This is a genomic window from uncultured Sphingomonas sp. (assembly GCF_913774285.1).
Classification (GTDB): domain Bacteria; phylum Pseudomonadota; class Alphaproteobacteria; order Sphingomonadales; family Sphingomonadaceae; genus Sphingomonas.
In genome coordinates this window covers 81,633-98,886 of the sequence record NZ_CAJYHX010000018.1, presented here as the reverse complement: position 1 = coordinate 98,886, position 17,254 = coordinate 81,633, and the positions used below count along the sequence as shown (strand labels likewise).

At 66.9% G+C, this 17,254-nt stretch carries 25 protein-coding genes and 1 other RNA gene; 14 read left to right on the top strand and 12 right to left on the bottom strand.

Going from position 1 to position 17,254, the window contains the following annotated elements; genetic code table 11:
* From QZ670_RS08165 to QZ670_RS08120, 10 genes are all read left to right on the top strand, one after another.
* Positions 1 to 1,267 (top strand): chemotaxis protein CheW (locus QZ670_RS08165; RefSeq protein WP_294253775.1); only part of this gene is annotated, 1,267 nt, incomplete at its 5' end.
* Positions 1,267 to 1,692 carry a chemotaxis protein CheW gene (locus QZ670_RS08160; RefSeq protein WP_294253783.1) on the top strand — a complete coding sequence of 142 codons (426 nt, stop codon included), beginning with the start codon at positions 1,267 to 1,269 and terminating at the stop codon, positions 1,690 to 1,692. The genes QZ670_RS08165 and QZ670_RS08160, both read left to right, overlap by 1 nt.
* 68 nt (positions 1,693 to 1,760) lie before the next feature.
* Complete coding sequence (locus QZ670_RS08155) at positions 1,761 to 2,126, top strand: response regulator (protein WP_294253774.1); 366 nt, start codon at positions 1,761 to 1,763, stop codon at positions 2,124 to 2,126.
* A gap of 25 nt (positions 2,127 to 2,151) precedes the next feature.
* Positions 2,152 to 3,237, top strand: a complete 1,086-nt coding sequence (cheB, locus tag QZ670_RS08150) for a chemotaxis-specific protein-glutamate methyltransferase CheB (RefSeq protein ID WP_294253773.1) — start codon at positions 2,152 to 2,154, stop codon at positions 3,235 to 3,237.
* The gene (locus tag QZ670_RS08145; RefSeq protein ID WP_294253771.1) at positions 3,234 to 4,085 is read left to right on the top strand and encodes a protein-glutamate O-methyltransferase CheR; all 852 of its coding nucleotides are present in this window, start codon (positions 3,234 to 3,236) and stop codon (positions 4,083 to 4,085) included. Before cheB ends, QZ670_RS08145 begins: the two co-directional genes overlap by 4 nt.
* Before the next feature lie 56 nt (positions 4,086 to 4,141).
* Positions 4,142 to 4,843, top strand: coding sequence for an N-acetylmuramoyl-L-alanine amidase (locus tag QZ670_RS08140; protein WP_294253781.1), 702 nt, complete (start codon positions 4,142 to 4,144; stop codon positions 4,841 to 4,843).
* A 182-nt stretch (positions 4,844 to 5,025) separates the two neighbouring features.
* Positions 5,026 to 5,499, top strand: coding sequence for a hypothetical protein (locus tag QZ670_RS08135; RefSeq protein WP_294253769.1), 474 nt, complete (start codon positions 5,026 to 5,028; stop codon positions 5,497 to 5,499).
* Positions 5,500 to 5,540: 41 nt separating this feature from the next.
* Positions 5,541 to 5,919, top strand: an RNA gene (rnpB, locus tag QZ670_RS08130) — RNase P RNA component class A.
* A 71-nt stretch (positions 5,920 to 5,990) separates the two neighbouring features.
* The gene (locus QZ670_RS08125; RefSeq protein WP_294253767.1) at positions 5,991 to 6,527 is read left to right on the top strand and encodes a J domain-containing protein; all 537 of its coding nucleotides are present in this window, start codon (positions 5,991 to 5,993) and stop codon (positions 6,525 to 6,527) included.
* Positions 6,524 to 6,823, top strand: a complete 300-nt coding sequence (locus tag QZ670_RS08120; protein WP_121078213.1) for a (2Fe-2S) ferredoxin domain-containing protein — start codon at positions 6,524 to 6,526, stop codon at positions 6,821 to 6,823. The genes QZ670_RS08125 and QZ670_RS08120 overlap by 4 nt, the downstream gene beginning before the upstream one ends.
* A gap of 191 nt (positions 6,824 to 7,014) precedes the next feature.
* Here the strand turns inward: QZ670_RS08120 and QZ670_RS08115 are convergent, their stop codons facing one another.
* The 9 genes from QZ670_RS08115 to pspA all read right to left on the bottom strand — a co-directional run bounded on the left by QZ670_RS08115 (position 7,015) and on the right by pspA (position 10,576).
* A complete protein-coding gene (locus QZ670_RS08115; protein WP_294253766.1) occupies positions 7,015 to 7,419 on the bottom strand; it encodes a SufE family protein in 405 nt (134 codons plus the stop codon).
* 149 nt (positions 7,420 to 7,568) lie between these two features.
* On the bottom strand, positions 7,569 to 7,817 hold the full coding sequence (locus QZ670_RS08110; protein WP_294253764.1) for a hypothetical protein: 249 nt from the start codon (positions 7,815 to 7,817) through the stop codon (positions 7,569 to 7,571).
* 24 nt (positions 7,818 to 7,841) lie between these two features.
* Positions 7,842 to 8,117, bottom strand: coding sequence for a hypothetical protein (locus QZ670_RS08105; RefSeq protein ID WP_294253763.1), 276 nt, complete (start codon positions 8,115 to 8,117; stop codon positions 7,842 to 7,844).
* Positions 8,118 to 8,313: 196 nt separating this feature from the next.
* Positions 8,314 to 8,580, bottom strand: coding sequence for a hypothetical protein (locus QZ670_RS08100; RefSeq protein ID WP_019368744.1), 267 nt, complete (start codon positions 8,578 to 8,580; stop codon positions 8,314 to 8,316).
* 14 nt (positions 8,581 to 8,594) lie between these two features.
* Complete coding sequence (locus QZ670_RS08095) at positions 8,595 to 8,924, bottom strand: hypothetical protein (RefSeq protein WP_294253760.1); 330 nt, start codon at positions 8,922 to 8,924, stop codon at positions 8,595 to 8,597.
* Between the two features lie 11 nt (positions 8,925 to 8,935).
* Positions 8,936 to 9,232 carry a hypothetical protein gene (locus QZ670_RS08090; protein ID WP_294253759.1) on the bottom strand — a complete coding sequence of 99 codons (297 nt, stop codon included), beginning with the start codon at positions 9,230 to 9,232 and terminating at the stop codon, positions 8,936 to 8,938.
* A 26-nt stretch (positions 9,233 to 9,258) separates the two neighbouring features.
* Entirely contained in the window at positions 9,259 to 9,630 is a 372-nt protein-coding gene (gene pspC, locus QZ670_RS08085; RefSeq protein ID WP_294253757.1) for an envelope stress response membrane protein PspC, read from the bottom strand.
* Between the two features lies 1 nt (position 9,631).
* Positions 9,632 to 9,904 (bottom strand): envelope stress response membrane protein PspB, encoded by a 273-nt coding sequence (gene pspB, locus QZ670_RS08080; RefSeq protein WP_294253756.1) that lies wholly within the window; start codon positions 9,902 to 9,904, stop codon positions 9,632 to 9,634.
* Positions 9,905 to 9,907: 3 nt separating this feature from the next.
* Positions 9,908 to 10,576: a phage shock protein PspA gene (gene pspA / locus QZ670_RS08075; protein WP_121078195.1), complete on the bottom strand. Its 669-nt coding sequence runs from the start codon at positions 10,574 to 10,576 to the stop codon at positions 9,908 to 9,910.
* A gap of 404 nt (positions 10,577 to 10,980) precedes the next feature.
* Here pspA and pspF point away from each other — a divergent pair, with 404 nt between their 5' ends.
* On the top strand, positions 10,981 to 12,045 hold the full coding sequence (pspF, locus tag QZ670_RS08070) for a phage shock protein operon transcriptional activator (RefSeq protein ID WP_294253755.1): 1,065 nt from the start codon (positions 10,981 to 10,983) through the stop codon (positions 12,043 to 12,045).
* Positions 12,046 to 12,099: 54 nt separating this feature from the next.
* Here pspF and QZ670_RS08065 read toward each other — a convergent pair whose 3' ends face one another.
* The gene (locus tag QZ670_RS08065) at positions 12,100 to 12,963 is read right to left on the bottom strand and encodes an alpha/beta hydrolase (RefSeq protein ID WP_294253753.1); all 864 of its coding nucleotides are present in this window, start codon (positions 12,961 to 12,963) and stop codon (positions 12,100 to 12,102) included.
* 212 nt (positions 12,964 to 13,175) lie between these two features.
* On the opposite strand from QZ670_RS08065, the gene QZ670_RS08060 reads away from it, so the two are divergent.
* The gene (locus QZ670_RS08060; RefSeq protein ID WP_294253751.1) at positions 13,176 to 14,213 is read left to right on the top strand and encodes a hypothetical protein; all 1,038 of its coding nucleotides are present in this window, start codon (positions 13,176 to 13,178) and stop codon (positions 14,211 to 14,213) included.
* Positions 14,214 to 14,222: 9 nt separating this feature from the next.
* On the opposite strand, the gene QZ670_RS08055 is transcribed toward QZ670_RS08060, so the two are convergent.
* A complete protein-coding gene (locus QZ670_RS08055) occupies positions 14,223 to 14,618 on the bottom strand; it encodes a helix-turn-helix domain-containing protein (RefSeq protein ID WP_294253749.1) in 396 nt (131 codons plus the stop codon).
* A 102-nt stretch (positions 14,619 to 14,720) separates the two neighbouring features.
* On the opposite strand from QZ670_RS08055, the gene QZ670_RS08050 reads away from it, so the two are divergent.
* Positions 14,721 to 15,494, top strand: coding sequence for an SDR family oxidoreductase (locus tag QZ670_RS08050; protein WP_294253780.1), 774 nt, complete (start codon positions 14,721 to 14,723; stop codon positions 15,492 to 15,494).
* Positions 15,495 to 15,612: 118 nt separating this feature from the next.
* Positions 15,613 to 15,915 (top strand): hypothetical protein, encoded by a 303-nt coding sequence (locus QZ670_RS08045; protein ID WP_294253748.1) that lies wholly within the window; start codon positions 15,613 to 15,615, stop codon positions 15,913 to 15,915.
* Between the two features lie 76 nt (positions 15,916 to 15,991).
* On the opposite strand, the gene QZ670_RS08040 is transcribed toward QZ670_RS08045, so the two are convergent.
* Positions 15,992 to 17,071 (bottom strand): deoxyhypusine synthase, encoded by a 1,080-nt coding sequence (locus QZ670_RS08040; protein WP_294253747.1) that lies wholly within the window; start codon positions 17,069 to 17,071, stop codon positions 15,992 to 15,994.
* Positions 17,072 to 17,254: the final 183 nt, after the last annotated feature.

Genomic DNA, 17,254 nt, shown 5'->3' with positions numbered 1-17,254 from the left:
TACGGTGACCGCGATCTCGGGGCGCGGCGTCGGCATGGACGTGGTGCGCGCCAACATCGAACAGCTCGGCGGGCGCACCCATCTGTCCAGCCAGCCGGGGCGCGGGCTCAGCATCGTGATCTTCGTGCCGCTGACGCTATCGATCATGTCGACGATCGTCGTCGGCGTCGGCGATCATCGCTTCGCGATCGCTCGCCAGTCGGTCGACGAAATCCTGCGCATTCGTGGCGAATCGGTGCGGATCGACACGATCGGCGACACTGCGGTCGCGACCGTGCGCGGGCGACGCCTGCCGATGGTGTCGCTCGCCGAATTGATGGGCCTTGCCGGCGAGAAGGATCAGGCCGCGACGCTCGCGATCGTGTCGACGCGCGGCGGTGATTATGCGCTGGTGATCGATCAGGTGATCGATACCGAGGACCTGGTGGTCAAGCCGGCGGCCCCCGCCGTGATGGCGACGGGCCTGTACGCAGGCCAGACGCTGCCCGATTCGGGTCAGCCGATGCTGCTGCTCGACGGATCGGGCATGGCGACCATGGCGGGCCTGCGGTTCGACAACACGCTGATCGCCGACGAGGCGCCGGTCGAACAGACGCGCGCGGACGCCATTCCGGCCCTGTTATTCGAGGATCTGGACGGCCAGCGCCGCGTGATGCCGCTCGCGGCGATCGACCGCGTCGAGCCGGTGTCGGTCGACGCGATCCGCCTGACGGCGGGCAAGCTGCGTCTGGCGATCGGCGGGGCGCTCGTCCCCTTGCAGGCCGTCGCCCCGTTCGGCGACCGACGCGAAGTACCCGTGCTGCGCCTGACCGATGGTTCGACCGAGATCGCCTATGCGATCCATGAGCCGGTCGAGATCGTCCATCTGCCCGATCAGATCGCGCCCGTCTTCGGCTGCGGGCCGGTTGCCGGCGTTGCGATCATCGGCGGCGAACAGGTGGAATTGCTCGACGCGCATGCGCTGTTCGCGGGCGAAGCGCTGCGACCGGCCGAGCCGCGTCTGTGCCTGTTGCAAGGGGATGGCAGCGGCTGGATGGAAACCTTCCTGCGGCCGATGCTGGATGCGGCGGGCTATCGCTGCGTCACCCAGCCGCCGGCCGACGTGCCGGTCGACGTCGCGCTGGTGATGGACGATCGACCCGTCGCACCCGCCGTCGCGCGCAATGTCGTGCGGCTGCGGCGCGATCCGGGGGTGGGCGAGGGCATCTATCGCTACGACCGGTCGGCCTTGTTCGATGCGCTGGCGCGCGCGGTGGGGGAAGGATGATGGAGCTGTTCCTGATCGCCCAGATCGCCGGCCGCGGCGTCGCGATCGCCACGTCGCAGATCGATTCGGTGGTCGACATCGCCGAAACGGTCGCCGTGCCGCGGACCGCGCGCGCGATCCGTGGGCTGGTCGCCTTGCGTAGCCGCGTGGTGACGGTGATCGACACCGGCACCGCGCTCGGCCTCGCACCGATGCCCGCCCATGCGCGCCGCGCGGTGATCACGCGGGTCGACGGCCATGATTATGCGGTGCTGGTCGACTCGCTCGACGATGTCGCGCTGTTCGATCGCCAGTCGCTCTCCCCCGGCCTCGCCCTCGATCGCGGCTGGGCGCGGGTGGGCGTCGGATTGATCGAACGCGACGACGAGGCGCTGCTGATCGTCGATCTCGCGGCGATTGTTCCGCAACAGGCGGTCGCGGCTTAACGGCCCGCTTACCCTTGCCTGTCACACAGGCGTCAGAACGAACACTTCCTTCGTGAAAAGGCGTATCCATGAAGACCTGCCTCGTCGTCGACGATTCGAAGGTGATCCGCAAGGTGGCCCGGCACATTCTGGAAACGCTGGACTTTACCGTGACGGAGGCCTGCGACGGCCGTGAGGCGCTCGACGCCTGCCTGGCGTCTGCCCCTGACGTGATCCTGCTCGACTGGAACATGCCCGTGATGAGCGGGATGGATTTCCTGCGCGCGTTGCGCGAATCGGCGATCCCCTCGCGACCCAAGGTCGTATTCTGCACTACCGAGAACGGCATGGCCTATATCCGCGCGGCGATCGAAGCCGGCGCGGACGAATATGTGATGAAGCCGTTCGATCGCGAGACGCTGGAAAGCAAGCTGCAGATCGTCGGCGTCGCCTGACCTCCTCCCGCCGGAGCGCGCCCGCGTGACGAGCCAGTCCTCCCTGCAACCCAGCGATCCGGCCTGCGCCCCCGCCACGGGGCGCGTGCTGATCGTCGACGATTCGGTCGTCGCCCGCTCGGTGCTGAGCCGGATGATCGAAGGCACGCAGCGCTTCCGCGTGGCGGCGGCGCTGAGCGAGGCGCGCGCGGCGCTCGACTATCTGTCGCGCGAGACGGTCGACATCATCCTGCTCGACATCGCCATGCCCGGCATCGACGGCCTCACCGCGCTCCCCGATGTGGTCGCCGCAGGCAAGGGCGCCAAGGTGCTGATCGTCTCCTCCTCGGCCGACGAAGGCGCGGCGACGACGCTGCAGGCGCTGGCGCTGGGCGCTGCCGACACGCTGGTCAAGCCTGGCGTCGGCGCGTTCGGCGGTCGCTTCGCCGAGGTGCTGGAGGAACGGCTCGCCAAGTTGTTCGACATGCCCGGTAATCCGGTCGGTGCCTTCCCGCCGGCCCCGGCGTCGCGGCCGGCGAGCGCGAGCGTGCAGCTCGATGCCTTCCAGATCGTCGCGGTCGGCGCCTCGACCGGCGGCATCCACGCGCTGAGCCAGTTCTTCCGCCAGATCCCCGCGAGCTTCCAGCTGCCGATCCTGGTCACCCAGCATTTGCCGCCGAGCTTCATGAGCTATTTCGCGACCCAGCTGGCCGTGCTCGGCAGCCGGCCCTGCGACGTCGCGACCGACCGCATGCGGATCCGGCCCGGCCGGATCGTGATCGCACCGGGCGACGCCCACATGAAGGTGGTCCGCACCTCCGAGGGCGCGGCGATCCGGCTGAGCACCGAATGGGCGCGCAGCGGCTGCATGCCTTCGGTCGACCCGATGTTCGACAGCATCGCCGAGGTGTTCGGCGCGCGCGCGCTGGGCGTGGTGCTGAGCGGCATGGGCCGCGACGGCTGCGAAGGCGCCGGGCGGATGGTCGAGGTCGGCGCGAAGGTGCTGGTGCAGGATCAGGCGAGCTCGGTCGTCTGGGGCATGCCGGGCGCGGTGGCCGCCGCCGGGCGGGCGAGCGCGGTGCTGCCGCCCGAAGAGATAGGCCGACTGATCGGCAGGGGAGGGGCGCGATGATCGAACATATGGCGCCAAGCGGCGGGGCGATGCAGCTGATCGGGTCGCTGCTCGAGCAGCGGACCGGCCAGCAGATCGCCGCCAACCGGGCATGGCGGATCGAGACGGCGCTGAAGCCGGTGCTGCGCGAACGAGGCTTGCCGAGCCTCGATGCGCTTGTCGGGCAGCTGCTCGGCGCGCGTTCGGGCGAGCTGGCGGATCAGGTGGTGGACGTGCTGCTCAACCAGGAAACCAGCTTTTTCCGCGACGTGGCGGTGCTCGATCAGATCGCGGCTGCCGCAGTGGCGACGCAGGCGGCGATCGGCAACCGCCGGCTTCGCATCTGGTCCGCCGGCTGTTCGACCGGGCAGGAGCCGCTGTCGCTGGCGATGCTGTTTGACGAGAAGGCCGATGCATTCCCGATGCCGCCCGAGATCGTCGCCACCGACGTTTCCGCCGCCGCGCTCGCCCGGGCGCGGGCGGGGCGCTATTCGCAGTTCGAGATCCAGCGCGGGCTGCCCGTGCGGCGGATGGTCCAGTGGTTCGATACCGAGGGCGGCGACTGGGTGGCGCGGCAGGAACTGGTCCGCCGGGTGCAGTTCCGCCAGCAGAACCTCACCGGCGATGCGCCCCCGCCGGGCAAGTTCGACATCATCCTGTGCCGCAACGTCATGCTCTATTTCTCGCTGCCGCTGCGCCGCCAGGTGTTCGACCGGCTGGCGAGCGCAATCCAGCCGGGCGGTCTGTTGGTCCTCGGCGCGGGTGAGACGGTGATCGGGCTGACCGAGCATTTCACGCCCAGCGAGGCGTTCCGCGGCTTCTACCGCACCGCCGATGCCGAGCCGGCGCCGCTTGCGGCAGCAGGTTGAGACGGGCGGTTGAGCCGGGCGGATTGTCAGCGCCGATGCGTGCAGTAGAAGAATGCATGACCAGCGGCCTCGATATCCTCGACGCGCCCTCGCCCAATTTCGGCGAGCGCCTCTCCCCCGTCTCGATGATCGTGCTCCACTATACGGGGATGGAGAGCGGCGAGGCGGCGCTGGCACGGCTCCGCGATCCCGAGGCGCAGGTTTCGGCGCATTACCTGATCGAGGAGGATGGCCGCATCTTCCGCCTGGTGGACGAAGCCAAGCGTGCCTGGCACGCCGGCCGCGCGCACTGGCGCGGTATCGACGACGTCAACTCGGCCTCGATCGGGATCGAGATCGTCAATCCCGGCCACGAGTTCGGCTACCGGCCGTTCACGCCCGAGCAGATGAGTTCGCTGATCCCGCTGGTTGCGGACATCAAGGAACGGCACGGCATCACGCGCGGCAACGTGGTCGGCCATTCGGACGTGGCCCCGGCGCGCAAGCAGGATCCGGGCGAGCTGTTCAACTGGCATGCGCTTGCCCGCCTGCGGCTCGCATTGCCGCGGCCGACGCGCAACCTCGTCGATCCCGGCTGGCCCGAGGGCGGCTTCATGCTGGCGCTGGAGCGATTCGGCTATGACGTGACCGATCCGGTCGCGGCCGTGACCGCCTTCCAGCGGCGCTTCCGACCCGAGCTGATCGACGGCGAGATCGACATGGAGTGCCGCTGCATCCTGCTCGCGCTGCTGCTGCCGCGCCCGCAAGGCGAGGACTGAGCGAATCGTTGCCCGGTAACCATGTTTGGTTACGGAATTCTAAGCGGGATTTGATTGGGTGGGCGCCGGAGGTACGAACGGTGAGCAACTCGATTCGCGCTGCAATGGCACCCTTGGGCCCTGTGCATGTCCGCCTGACCAGCTTTGTTCGCGGTGACGCGAAGGGGCCTGGCATCGGCATCATGAACGCGCCCACCGCTGCCGAGGCGACGGCCGAGCTGCACCGGGTCGCCCGCGTGGCAGGCGCCGACAAGGTGGTGAGCGTCGCCGCCGATTATCGCCGCGCGGCGCTCGCCGGCGGGACGACCAGCACCCAATGGCGCATCGACGTGCAGGCCTGGGGCACCGCGATGGCGCCGGTCAAGGTCGAGCCGAGCGAGCAGCCCGAGGAACAGCGCGCGCAGGCCGCCGACAAGGCGAAGGATCAGGCAAAGGACCGGGACGCCGCCAGCAAGGCGCAGGACGCCCGCGCCGATGCGCAGGATTCGGCCGAACAGGCCAAGTCGCGCGACGCCGCTGCCTCCGAGCAGGCGGCCGCGCAGCGGATCGACGCGGTACCGCAGCCCGCTACGCCCGTTGCCGACGCCCCGGTCGCGGTTGCGACCACCAGCGAATCCACGCCCGCGCCGAGCGCACCGGCCGCGTCGCAACGCTGAACCGCTTGCGCGGCGGCGCGAACCCGCTAGAGCGGACCGCGCCAGAGGGTCGGGCGGCCGCCGCTTGCTGTGAAGCAGGGGGAGGAAAGTCCGGGCTCCACGGAACGACGGTGGCGGGTAATGCCCGCCGGGGGCGACCCCAGGGAAAGTGCCACAGAGAGCAGACCGCCCACTGCCCCGGTTCTCCGGGGTAAGGGCAAGGGTGAAAGGGTGCGGCAAGAGCGCACCGCGCGACCGGTAACGGAAGCGGCTTGGTAAACCCCACCGGGAGCAAGACCGAATAGGGACGGCACATGCGCCTCGTTCCGGCGCGTCGTCCGGGTTGGTTGCTGGAGCGGCGGAGCAATCCGTCGCCTAGAGGAATGGTCGCCTATCCCTTTCGGGGGTGGACAGAACCCGGCTTACAGACCCTCTGGCATTTTGGTTCTGGCAGCTGCTGCGGTACGGCGGGCTCTGGCCTTTGGCCGGCCCCATGCCTATTTGGGCGAGTTATGGCGCGACACACGCGATCGATGGACTGGGGCTTTCCCCGCTGGCGCGAGTATGGCTCGGAGCGCGAGGCCGCGCGCGTGCGGTTGTGCGACCGCGACGGCTGCGAGAAGCCCGGCGACCGGCCCGCGCCCAAGTCCCCCAACAACCCGGACCGCTGGTATTTCTGCGAGGAACATGCCGCGGAATATAACCGCAACTGGGACTATTTCGCCGGGCTTACCGCCGAAGAAGCCGCGCAGCGCGAGGTGAATGAGCGGCGCACCGCCAACGGCTATGCCCATTCGGCGACCAACAGCTGGGCAGGCCCCGGCGACGGCAGCCGCTCGCGCGACGAGATGAAGGCGCTGGAAGTGCTGGAACTGGAGGTCGACGCAAGCTTCGAGGCGGTGCGCGGCGCGTGGCGCCGGCTCGCCAAGGAATATCATCCCGACGTGCGCCCGAACGACGCCGCCGCGGCCAAGCAGTTCCAGGCGATTCAGGCGGCGTACGACGTGCTCAAGACCGCCGAGGACCGGCGCCAGTGGAAGCCGCAATGAGCCAGCTGGTCGCCTCCAACTGGGGCAATGCGGTGCTGGTCTGCGGGAAATGCTCGAAGAAGCTCGGCGGCGGCTTCGGCCCCAAGGGCAAGACTTCGCTAGCCAAGGCACTGCGCAAGGAATTCGGGCTCGGTAAGGGGCGCAAGGCGGAAGTCGGCGTGGTCGAAACCAAATGCCTGGGGGTGTGCCCCGGCGGGGCGGTGACCGTGGTCAACGGCGCGCAGGCGCGCGAATGGCTGATCGTGAAGAAGGGCGCGGACCTGGAAGAGGTCGGCCGCGAGCTGGGGCTTTCCTGAGTCTCGCGCAAAGGGGGCGCCTGCCCTTCTCCAACCTCCCATCGTCATTCCCGCGAAGGCGGGAGTCCATTCGCCTGTGCGCTTGGGGAAAGAACCGCGCTTTCAGCGGCAATGGATCCCCGCCTTCGCGGGGATGACGAGGTATTTGGCTGAAGCGAGGAGCGTACGCTCTCCCCGGAGGGGAGAGGGGTTCAGGCGTAGCGTCCCGCCGTCTCGCGGATCAGCGCGATCATGTTGGGGATGCCCTGGGTCCGGTTCGAGCTGAGCTGGTTCTTCAGGTCGAACGGCGCCAGCGCGCCTTCGATGTCGGTCGTCAGGATCTCGGCCGGCCCGCGGTCCTGCACCGTCAGCAGCACCAGCGCGATGATGCCCTTGGTGATCGCCGCGTTCGAATCCGCCAGGAAGTGGAGCCGCCCGTCGTCGGTCCGTGTCGGGTAGACCCACACCGATGCCGAGCAGCCGCGCACCAGCGTTGCATCGGTCTTTAGCGGGTCGGGCATTTCCTCGAGCGCCTTGCCGAGATCGATCAGCAGACGATAGCGATCGTCGGCGTCGAGAAACCCGTATTCTTCCTGGAGATCGTCGAGGCTGGTCATGGCGTCCGCGCTAGCCTGAGCCCGCGCGCTTTTCCAGCCTCGTGGTTACTTGGCGGCTGGCGCGTCGTAGCGCAGGCCGAGCCGGGGGCGGGGTGCCCGCACCGGCGCCGGGGCGGGCTGGGTCTCCGCCACCGGCGGGGTCGCCTGGTTCACAGGTCCACCCCGGCGGCGATCGCTTCCAGCTTGCGGATGCGTTCCTTGAGGTCGGCCAGCTCGATCCGCGAGGCGGGGCTGGGCATCGTCGAGGCGGTAGGCTCCGGGCGGCGCAGTTCAACCAGCTCGCGGTGCTTCAGCGCTAGCCAGCCGCGCCAGCCGGACAGCGCCGCGGCGGTGATCATGCCCAGCCCGGCCAGGCCGGAGACGGCAAGGGTGAGGGTGGTTTGCGGGTCGATGGTCATGGGGTTTGCTCCCAGAAACATGGCTCAGATCCGGTTCTTGTCGCGCAGCTTCTCGATCTCGTGGTCGAGCCGCAGGCTGTTTTCGTTGTCGGTGATGACGCGCTCGAGCACCTGGACGCGCTCCTTGAGGCTGCGGATCTCGTCGCGGAGGCGGTCGGCCTCGAACTTCTCGGCCGGGTCTCGGCTCGCAAGTCCTTCAAGCCTGCTATCCCGGCCTTTGACGACGCCGTAGCGCGCCTGGAGAACCTTGCCGATCGTGATCACGACGATGATGGCCACGACCATTTCGAACGGGTTCATTGCACCTTACTCCCCTAGTCGGCGCGCGTGGCGCCTCAGTTCCCTGCTTGCGATGCCTGGGCGGCGCGGAGGGCGCGGCGGCGGGGGCGATCGCGGCTTTCAGCGAGGGCAATAGCTCCCCCGCACAGTGCGGCAAGCACTGCGAGCATGACAATCATCGAAATTTCCTTGCTTAGAAGACGGTGGGAACGTTTCTTCAGTTCAGCGGCGCGTCGCGCAGCTTCTCGATCTCTTCGGCGAGGCCCATGCCGCGGTCGGTGAGGATCCGCTCGAGCACCTGGACCCGCTGCTCCAGCCGCGCGGTCTGGGCGGCATATTGCGCGGCCTTTTCCGCGGTCATCTGAGCTTCGATTTCCATCCGGCGCTCCCACAGCTTGAACAGCGGGCGGAAGAAGACACCGCCGATGATCGCTACCAGGCCGCAGCTGATGCCGAGGATGGGGATGAGGATCGGGGAAAGCATGGTCTGCGTTCCTTTCAGTTCGAGCGGCTGCGGAGCGCGTCGATCTCGCGATCGAGCTGATGCGCGCCGTCGGTCACGATGCGTTCGACATTGGCGAGCCGGTCCTTCACCGCGCCCAGTTCGGCGCGCAGCTGGGCATTTTCCTGGCTGAGCAGCTTGACCCGCTCCACCGTCTCGTCGTTGCGCTGGGGATAGATGGCCTTGCCCCAGGTGCTTTCCAGCGGATAGCCGTGCTTGACGCGCAGCCAGTAGCTGAAGATCCCCGCCGCGATCCCGGCAAAGCCGAGCGCGATGCCCGAGAGGATGATCCAGGGCAGGAAGGGTGCGAGCGCTACTTCGATCATCGGTCGTCTCCTCAGTCTGAGCGCAGCGCGTCGATGGCGCGGGCGGTGCGCTCGGCGGGATCGGTGGCGATCCGTTCGAGCACGGAAATCCGGTCTTCCAGTCGGCTGATCTGGCCTGCGAGCCGTTCGTTCTCGGCTGCGAGCAGGTCGATCTTGCGGTTGGCGTCGGGGTCGATCTTGTGGATATTCTCGCCGTGATCGTCGCTGATCGAATAGCCATGCTTGGCGCGGATCCAGTTATTGGCCAGCCAGCCCAGCGTGGAGATCGCCACCAGCGCGATCACGAATTCGGGACCACCCCAGTTCATTGCCTTGCCTCCCTGTTGCCTGCGCCTCAGCGCAGGCTGTCGATCTCGTCAGCGAGCCGGGTGTTGCGGCTCGTGTAGAACATCTCGATGTCGGCAAGCCGGCGATCGATGTCGCGGAACTTCGAGCGGACCTCGGCGGTGGAGCGCTTGGGGCTCGACCGGACACCCTGCCAGAAGCGCTCGTCTTCCGGCGTGTCGTACAGGCCCACCGGCTTGGGGTTGGCGAGCCAGGCGATGACGAAATATCCCAGCGCGACCCAGCCTGTGGCGACGGTGAGCAGCACGGTGGCCACCCGCACCCAAGTCACGTCGATGCCTGTGTAATCCGCCAGGCCGGCGCAGACGCCCATGAACTTGCGGTTCTGGCGATCGAGATAGAATTTGGTGCGAGCGGACATCTCAGTTCCTCCGTGAAGGATCGTAAGGCACCTGCTCGGGGCGATGGGCCGAGAGCGGGCGATAGTCGGGGTTGTCGGCGGCGATGATGCGCTCGACCGTCATCAGCCGGTCTTCAAGCATCCGCGCCGTGCGGTAGAGGTCGTCGAGAAGGTTCTCGTCTTCCCGGGTGATGGTCCCGGCCTGCTTCCACTTGGTTACGTAGTGGAAGACGATCCAGGGCAGTCCGAGGAAGAGGATGGCGCAGACGAAGACCGGGATGAGGAAGTCGTTCACGCGTCAGGCTCCCTTGTTCAGCCGTGCCTTCAGCGCTTCGAGTTCGGCATCGACCTTTTCCGACGAGCGGAGTTCGGCGATTTCTTCTTCGAGCGTCTTCGGGTTGCCGCCCAGGCCCATCGCATCGGCACGGCCTTCGGCCAGATCGACGCGGCGTTCCAAAATGTCGAAGCGCGAGAAAGCGTCCTGCATCTTCGACCCGTTGGTCATTTCCCGCAAGCGGGCGCGGTTGTTGGCGCTTTCCAGGCGGGCGACGACCGAATTCTGGCGAACACGGGCCTCGCGCAGCTTGTTCTGCAGCTTGTTGATGTCCTCTTCCGAAGCGCGGAGCGCGTCGTCGAGCACGGCGATCTCCTGCTGCAGCTGGTCGCACATGTCGGCAGCCTTCTGGCGTTCGACCAGGGCGGCCTTGGCGAGGTCCTCGCGGTCCTTCGACAGGGCCAGTTCGGCCTTCTCGGTCCAGCTTTCCTGGAGCTTTTCGAGCTTCGCGATGTGGCGGCGCATTTCCTTCTGATCGGCGATCGTCCGGGCGGCGCTGGCGCGAACCTCGACCAGCGTTTCCTCCATCTCGAGGATGATCATGCGGATCATCTTGGCCGGATCTTCGGCCTTGTCGAGCAGGTCGGTAACGTTGGCGGCGATGATGTCGCGGGTTCGCGAGAAGATACCCATGATATTGCGCTCCTTCGTCTGTTCTTTGGGGGTGCCGCCGGAAGGGATGGGGGCCCTTCCGGCGGCCCCGACACTACCGAGGGGGGCAGTGCCGGGGAGACCTCGTGTGCCCGCCTCAGGCGATCGCCGGGGCCACCGCGCCGGCGGTGAGAGCCACGCTGGCGAGGAAGGCGAAGGAAACCGCCACGAAGGCGTTGCGGAGGGTGTGGATCTGGTTGGTCATGATCGTGTTCCTGAACCTTGGTAGGTTGTTGTTGCTGCCCGTCATCGGGCTTGCCTCCATCTTTGCAGAAGGCGTGCCAATTTTGAAAAATGGCGCAAAACCGCCGTTTGTGATTTGACCACAAACGTAATCAATCAAATTACGCTTGCTAACAGTTGGGAAAATTCGCCAAGCTTGAGGAATGGAGCGGATCACCCAGGTCATCGGCCAGTCTTCGGCCTTTCTCGACGCGCTGGAACAGGCGAGCCGCGCGGCGGCACTCGATCGCCCGGTGCTGGTGATCGGCGAGCGCGGCACCGGCAAGGAGCTGGTTGCCGAGCGTCTCCACCGCCTGAGCCCCCGCTGGGACCAGCCGCTGGTTACGATGAACTGTGCGGCGCTGCCCGAGACGCTGATCGAAGCCGAATTGTTCGGCCATGAGGCGGGCGCCTTCACCGGCGCCACCAAGGCGCGCACTGGGCGCTTCGAGGAGGCCGATGGCGGCACGCTGTTTCTCGACGAACTCGGCACGCTGTCGATGGGCGCGCAGGAACGGTTGCTGCGCGCGGTGGAATATGGCGAGATCACCCGGATCGGTTCGTCGCGGCCGGTGCGGGTCGACGTCCGCATCGTCGCGGCGACCAACGAGCATCTGCCGCACCGTGTGGAGAAGGGCACCTTCCGCGCCGACCTGCTCGACCGTCTGAGTTTCGAGGTGGTGACCTTGCCGCCGCTACGTCACCGGGGTGGTGACGTGGAGGTGCTGGCCGAGTTCTACGGCCGGCGCATGGCCTCCGAACTCGGCTGGCAGGACTGGCCGGGCTGGGGCCCGCATGCGCTCGACGCGCTGCTCTCCTATGACTGGCCGGGCAATGTCCGCGAACTGCGCAATGTGGTGGAGCGCGCGGTGTATCGCTGGGATCGCGGCGGACCGATCGACCGGATCGAGATCGACCCCTTCGCCTCGCCCTATCGCCCGCGACCAATGGCCTCGTCGATGCGCCCGGTGGAGACCGCTGCAGAGCCGTCGGCGCCCGCTATGGCCGCGCCCGCGCCTGCGCCTGCGCCTGCGCCTGCGCCGTCGGCGATCTCGGATCTGGGCGGCGACTTCAAGACGCGTGTTTCGCGCTTCGAGAAGCAGCTCCTATCCCAGGCACTGGCCGAACATCGCTTCAACCAGCGTGCCACCGCCGAGGCGCTGGGGCTGACCTACGACCAACTTCGCCACGCGCTGCGCAGGCACGACCTGCTGGGGGCAGGGGGATGATTATTGCGAGCCGTTCGCGATATTGTTGCGAACGGTTAGCAATGAGGTGGGCGCTCAGTCGTCGAACGCCTGTGCCGCGATGAAGTCCGCCACCTGCTTGCCCTGCGGCGTGCCGGGCATGATCACGTTGCGATGGTCGCCGCCGCCGGGGGCAAGCTTCACCAGCGTGTCGCCCGAGGCGAGCGCCGCCTGAACATAAGGCGCCATCTGCTCGCCCAGCGCGCCGACGACGATCAGTTGGTGGACGCCGAGCGGCAGATGCGCCTGCGGGCTGGCGAGCGCATGGGCGGCGGGCTTCTCCGCCGGCGTGCCGCCCAGGAACCGGGTCACCGCGGACTCGTCACAGCCCTGCGCGCCGGCGACGGTGAAGGGCATGACGATGCCCGGGCCGTCGATCGCGACTGCGGTGACCGGCTTGACGGCGATGGTATCGGCAACCGCGTCCTTGCTCGTAGGCCGGGCAGCGGCCCAGAGCGCGAGCGGCACACCGGCGTCATGTCCCACCACGGCGACATGGGCGAGGTCCAGCGGCCGGCTGCGGGCGAGCACCGCGAGATGGTCGATCGCAGCGGCGATGTCGTCGAAGGTGCCGGGCCAGCCGCCGCCCGGGTTGCCGCTGCGGCGATATTCGATGTTCCAGGTGGCGATTCCGCGGGCCGCCAGCGCCTCGGCGAGCGGCCCGGTGTCGCGCAGATCTCCCCGCGTCGCGTCCCAGCAGCCGCCATGGATCAGCACCGCCACGGGGAAGGGGCCCTTGCCGCTGGGCAAGCGCAACTCGCCCCGCTGCAGCGGATCGGCGCCGTAGCGGGCGATCAGCATCGGCGCCGAGGCCTGTGGCAGTGTTTCGGTGAATGACCGCTGCGCCTGTACAGGAACCGCTATGGTTAACAGCAGCAGCGCAAGCGGCGAGCGAAACATTGGCGTATCCTGATATTGGCGGGGAAGGGCACCGTCGCGGGCAGCAGCTATAGTGTTGCTGTGCGCGACTGGCGAGGGCGTTGCGCATCATGCCATTTCAACTTCGCGGACGCAGCGAATCATGCTACGTCCGGGTCCGGGTCGCACGCGCGTCCAGCGACGGCCGGCGAGCGGTCGCGGCGCGGATCATCAGGGTCACCGGGGGGTGAGAGATGCGCGCCTTTTCCTTGCTGCTGTCGTTGCTTGCGCTGTGCTGGGCGCCCCTGGTCACCGCCCAGGAACTTCCTGCACTGGGGGCGGATCGCAGCCAAGTCTCCGTCTCGGGACTTTCCTCCGGCGGCTTCATGGCGGTGCAATATTCGGTCGCCTGGTCGAGCGAGGTGATGGGCGTCGGCGTCGTGGCCGGCGGGCTGTACAATTGCGGGGCTGTGTTCCGCGCGGCGGGTGCCAAGCCCTTTTGCATGGACCAGGCCTGGTCCGCCACGTCGAGCTGGGCCGCGGTAACCGGATTCGCACGCGATCGCGTGATCGATCCCGTCTCGAACATCGCCCGGCAGCGCGTCTATCTGTTCACCGGCAGCAACGATCATGTCGTCGTCCCGGCGATGATGCGTGCGCTGCGTGATTTCTACGCGCTCGCCAGGGTGCCGACATTTTCGCTCGCCTTTGTCGACCGATTGCCTGCCAGCCATGCCTTCGTCTCCGCCACCGTCGGCGGGCGATGCGAGGAGGAAACGGCGATCTACGTGGTGCAATGCGCCGAGGACGGGCGGCGCTATGACCAGCCCTACGAAATCCTGCACCACATCTACCGGCTGCAGCACGCGCCCGCGGCGGCGCTTTCCGCCCGCCCGATCGCGTTCGATCAGCGTCTGTATGGGAGCGGGTTGGCGGCGATGGCGAACACCGGCTACGCCTATGTGCCCGAGGCCTGTCGCCGTACCCCCGGCTGCCGCGTGCATGTGGTGTTCCACGGCTGCGTGCAAAGCGTGGAGTCGCTGGGCGGCAGCGGCGTGATCTATGCCCAGCTCGGCTATAATCGCTGGGCGGATACCAACCGGATCATCCTGCTCTACCCCCAGGTTGACAAGTCGCCGAGCTGGGGTGGCATGCCGCTGACCTGGCAGGCCAATCCCTATGGCTGCTGGGACTGGTGGGGCTATAGCCAGTGGTTCGGCTTCCAGCTGCGCCACGGGCTGCAGATCGACACCGTTCGGCGGATGGTCACGCGGCTGGAACAGCGGCCGTGACCCGCACGATCACCCCTTGGTGATGCGCGCGTCGAACGCCGTCCGTGCCGCCTCGATCCGCTCCAGATTGGCCGCGGCCCAGAGCCACACGCCGCAGAACGCCTCGGCCAGCGTTCCGCCGAGGTCGGTGAGGCGATAGTCGACCCGCGGCGGGATCACGGCATGGACGGTGCGGATCACCAGCCCATCGCGCTCCATCTGGCGCAGCGTCTGGGTGAGCATCTTCTGGCTGATGCCGGGCACCGCCTTGCCGATCTGGGTGAAGCGCAACTCGCCCTGCTCGGTCAGCGTTTCGAGAATCAGCATCGTCCATTTGTCGGCGACGCGGCCGATCACCTCGGTGACCAGCGCTTCGACGCGCGGGTCCATCTCCGGATAGTCGGCATGGGCGGCGGCAGCGGGCATCGCGTCACTCTCTTTTTGGTGCGTATAAATCTTTCGGGTGCCTTCTTTCGTTTCGAGACTAGCGGCGTACATCGCCGCCAGCAATTAGCACTGGAGGCTATGATGAAGACCAGCGGCAACACCATCCTGATCACCGGCGGCGGCTCGGGCATCGGCCAGGCCCTTGCGCACCGGTTCCACGATGCCGGCAACACCGTGATCGTCGCCGGGCGACGGCGCGAGGCGCTGGAGGCGGCGTGCGAGGGCCGAGCCAATATGCACGCGCTGACGCTCGATGTGGAAAGCGCAGAGGGCGTTGCGGACTTCGTCGGCCGGCTGCTCGCGGCGCATCCCCAGCTCAACGTGCTGGTCAACAATGCCGGGATCATGCGCTTCGAGGCGCTCGATGCGAAGCGCGATCTCGCCGATGCCGAGGCGACCATCGCGACCAACCTGCTCGGGCCGATCCGGCTGATAGACGCGCTGGTCGAGCATCTCGTGACGACACCAGACGCGGCGATCGTCAACGTCACCTCGGGACTTGCCTTCGTGCCGCTGGTGACGACACCGACCTACAGCGCCACGAAGGCGGCGATGCACAGCTATACCGTTGCCCTGCGCGCTGCGCTGGAGGGGCGCGTGGAGGTGATCGAGCTGGCGCCGCCGGGCGTGCAGACGGACCTCACGCCGGGCCAGGCCCAGCGCCCGCACTATCAACCGCTCCAGCAGTTCGCCGACGAGGTGATGGCGCTGTTTGGCGAGACCCCTACGCCGCGCGAAGTGCTGGTCGAGCGTGTCCGCCCCTTCCGCAACGCCGAGCGCAACGGCAATTTCGACGAAACGCTCAGCCAGCTGACGTCCTTCGCCAAGGCCGAGCGGGAGGCCGTGGAGGGGTGATCCAAGTCTCTTAACCCCTCCTCTGAATGGGAGGGGTTGAATCTGCTTGGATTGCTTGCGCTGGTCTCACGGTTGGTCAGCGCTTGCGCCCCCCAATGCTCATATGCATTCTTTCAGCATGACCCCAATCCTCCTGCTCACCTTGGCCCTGCTCCACCTCCCTGAGGCGGGTTCGCAACCTTATGTCGTCATTGTGCGCGGGTCTGGTGACGCTTGCTTTGCCGAAGTGGCAGGGCAAAAGCTGACAATGGATCAACTTCGAACGGTTGCTAAGCCGGAAGCTAGGAAGGGCCGCAAGGCTCGGATCGTTTCAGCCTTGAAAAATACGCCGTACCGCTGTCTGGGTGGCGTCATCTATACCTTGCAAACCGCTGGTTTTGAGCAAGTGGATTTCGATCAGAGAGACAAGCGGCCGGAGTGATCTGCTTACCTCCTGGGCATAACAAAACGGCCGGGGATCGCTCCCCGGCCGTTTCGTTTGTCGGTCCCCTAAGGGCTCAGGCGAACAGCTTCGCCCAGCCGCGCTTGGCGCGGTCCTTCCAGTAGCCGCGGTGATAGGCGTCGCTGGCGAGCAGCGGCATCACCGAACCGGCTTCCGCGAACACCATCTGCTCGATGCCGGTGTTCACCTTGCCCCAGCTTGCGGCTTCCTGCAGCGTCGAGGACGAGCAGGCGCCGTCGCGCACGTCGGCGACGGTGATCTGCACCGCATACTTGTGCACTTCCACGTCCTCATGGCCGAGGATCTCGGCGCAGACGACGGTGTCCTGGATGAAGTTCTTCGGGACGCCGCCGCCGATCATTAGCAGGCCGGTGGTGCCCGCCTGGATCTTGATCTCGGTCAGCTCGCGGAAGTCCGCGACAGCGTCGATCATCAGATAGGGCTTGCCCGCCTTCATCTGGTCGACCTGATGCTTGACGAGGCCGAAGCCGGCCGAGCTGTCGACGAACGCCGGGCAGAAGATCGGCACGTCATGCTCATAGGCGAGCTTGACGAGGCTGTTTTCCTTCTTGCCGTGCTCCGACAGATACTTGCCCATCTCGCGGATGAAGGCGCGGCTCGAATAGGCGCGCGGCTCCAGCTCGTTCGCGATCTTGTTGATCGTGAAGTCGCAGTCCTGGAGCTGCTCCTCGTCGATATAGGTGTCGTAGATGCGGTCGATGTAGAGCGAGCGCAGCGTGTCGTCGTCGGGGATCTCGAGCGCCTGATAGTGCTTGTGACCCAGGCCCTCGAAGAAATCCATGTCGACGATGGTGGCGCCGGTGGCGACGATCACGTCGACCATGTTGTTGCGCACCAGCTCGGCATAGAGATCCATGCAGCCGCCGGCCGAGGTCGAGCCCGCGATCACGAGGCAGACCGTGCAGTCCTTGTCGGCCAGCATGTCGTTGTAGATCTTGGTCGCGCGGCCGAGGTCGCGGCTGGTGAAGCTCATGTCGCTCATCGCGTCGACGATCGGACGGGCGTCGAAGCTCTTGATGTCGATGTGCTTGACCTGCTTCGAAAGCAGCTCGGCCTTGCGGGTGTCGTTGATCGGGGCGTTGGCCGCCGCGGTCTTGGTGAGGGTGTCGGACATGGGAACTCCCAATACTTCCTATGGCCGCCGTCATTCAAAGGGGACGCGGAAACCCATAATGCCCCTTCCGCTTGCGGGAGGGGTTAGGGGAGAGGCTGTTCGGCCGCTCCCAACCAGGAATACGCCATGCCCTCCCCCGACCCCTCCCGCAAGCGGAAGGGGAGCGAGGTCGGATAGGCCGTG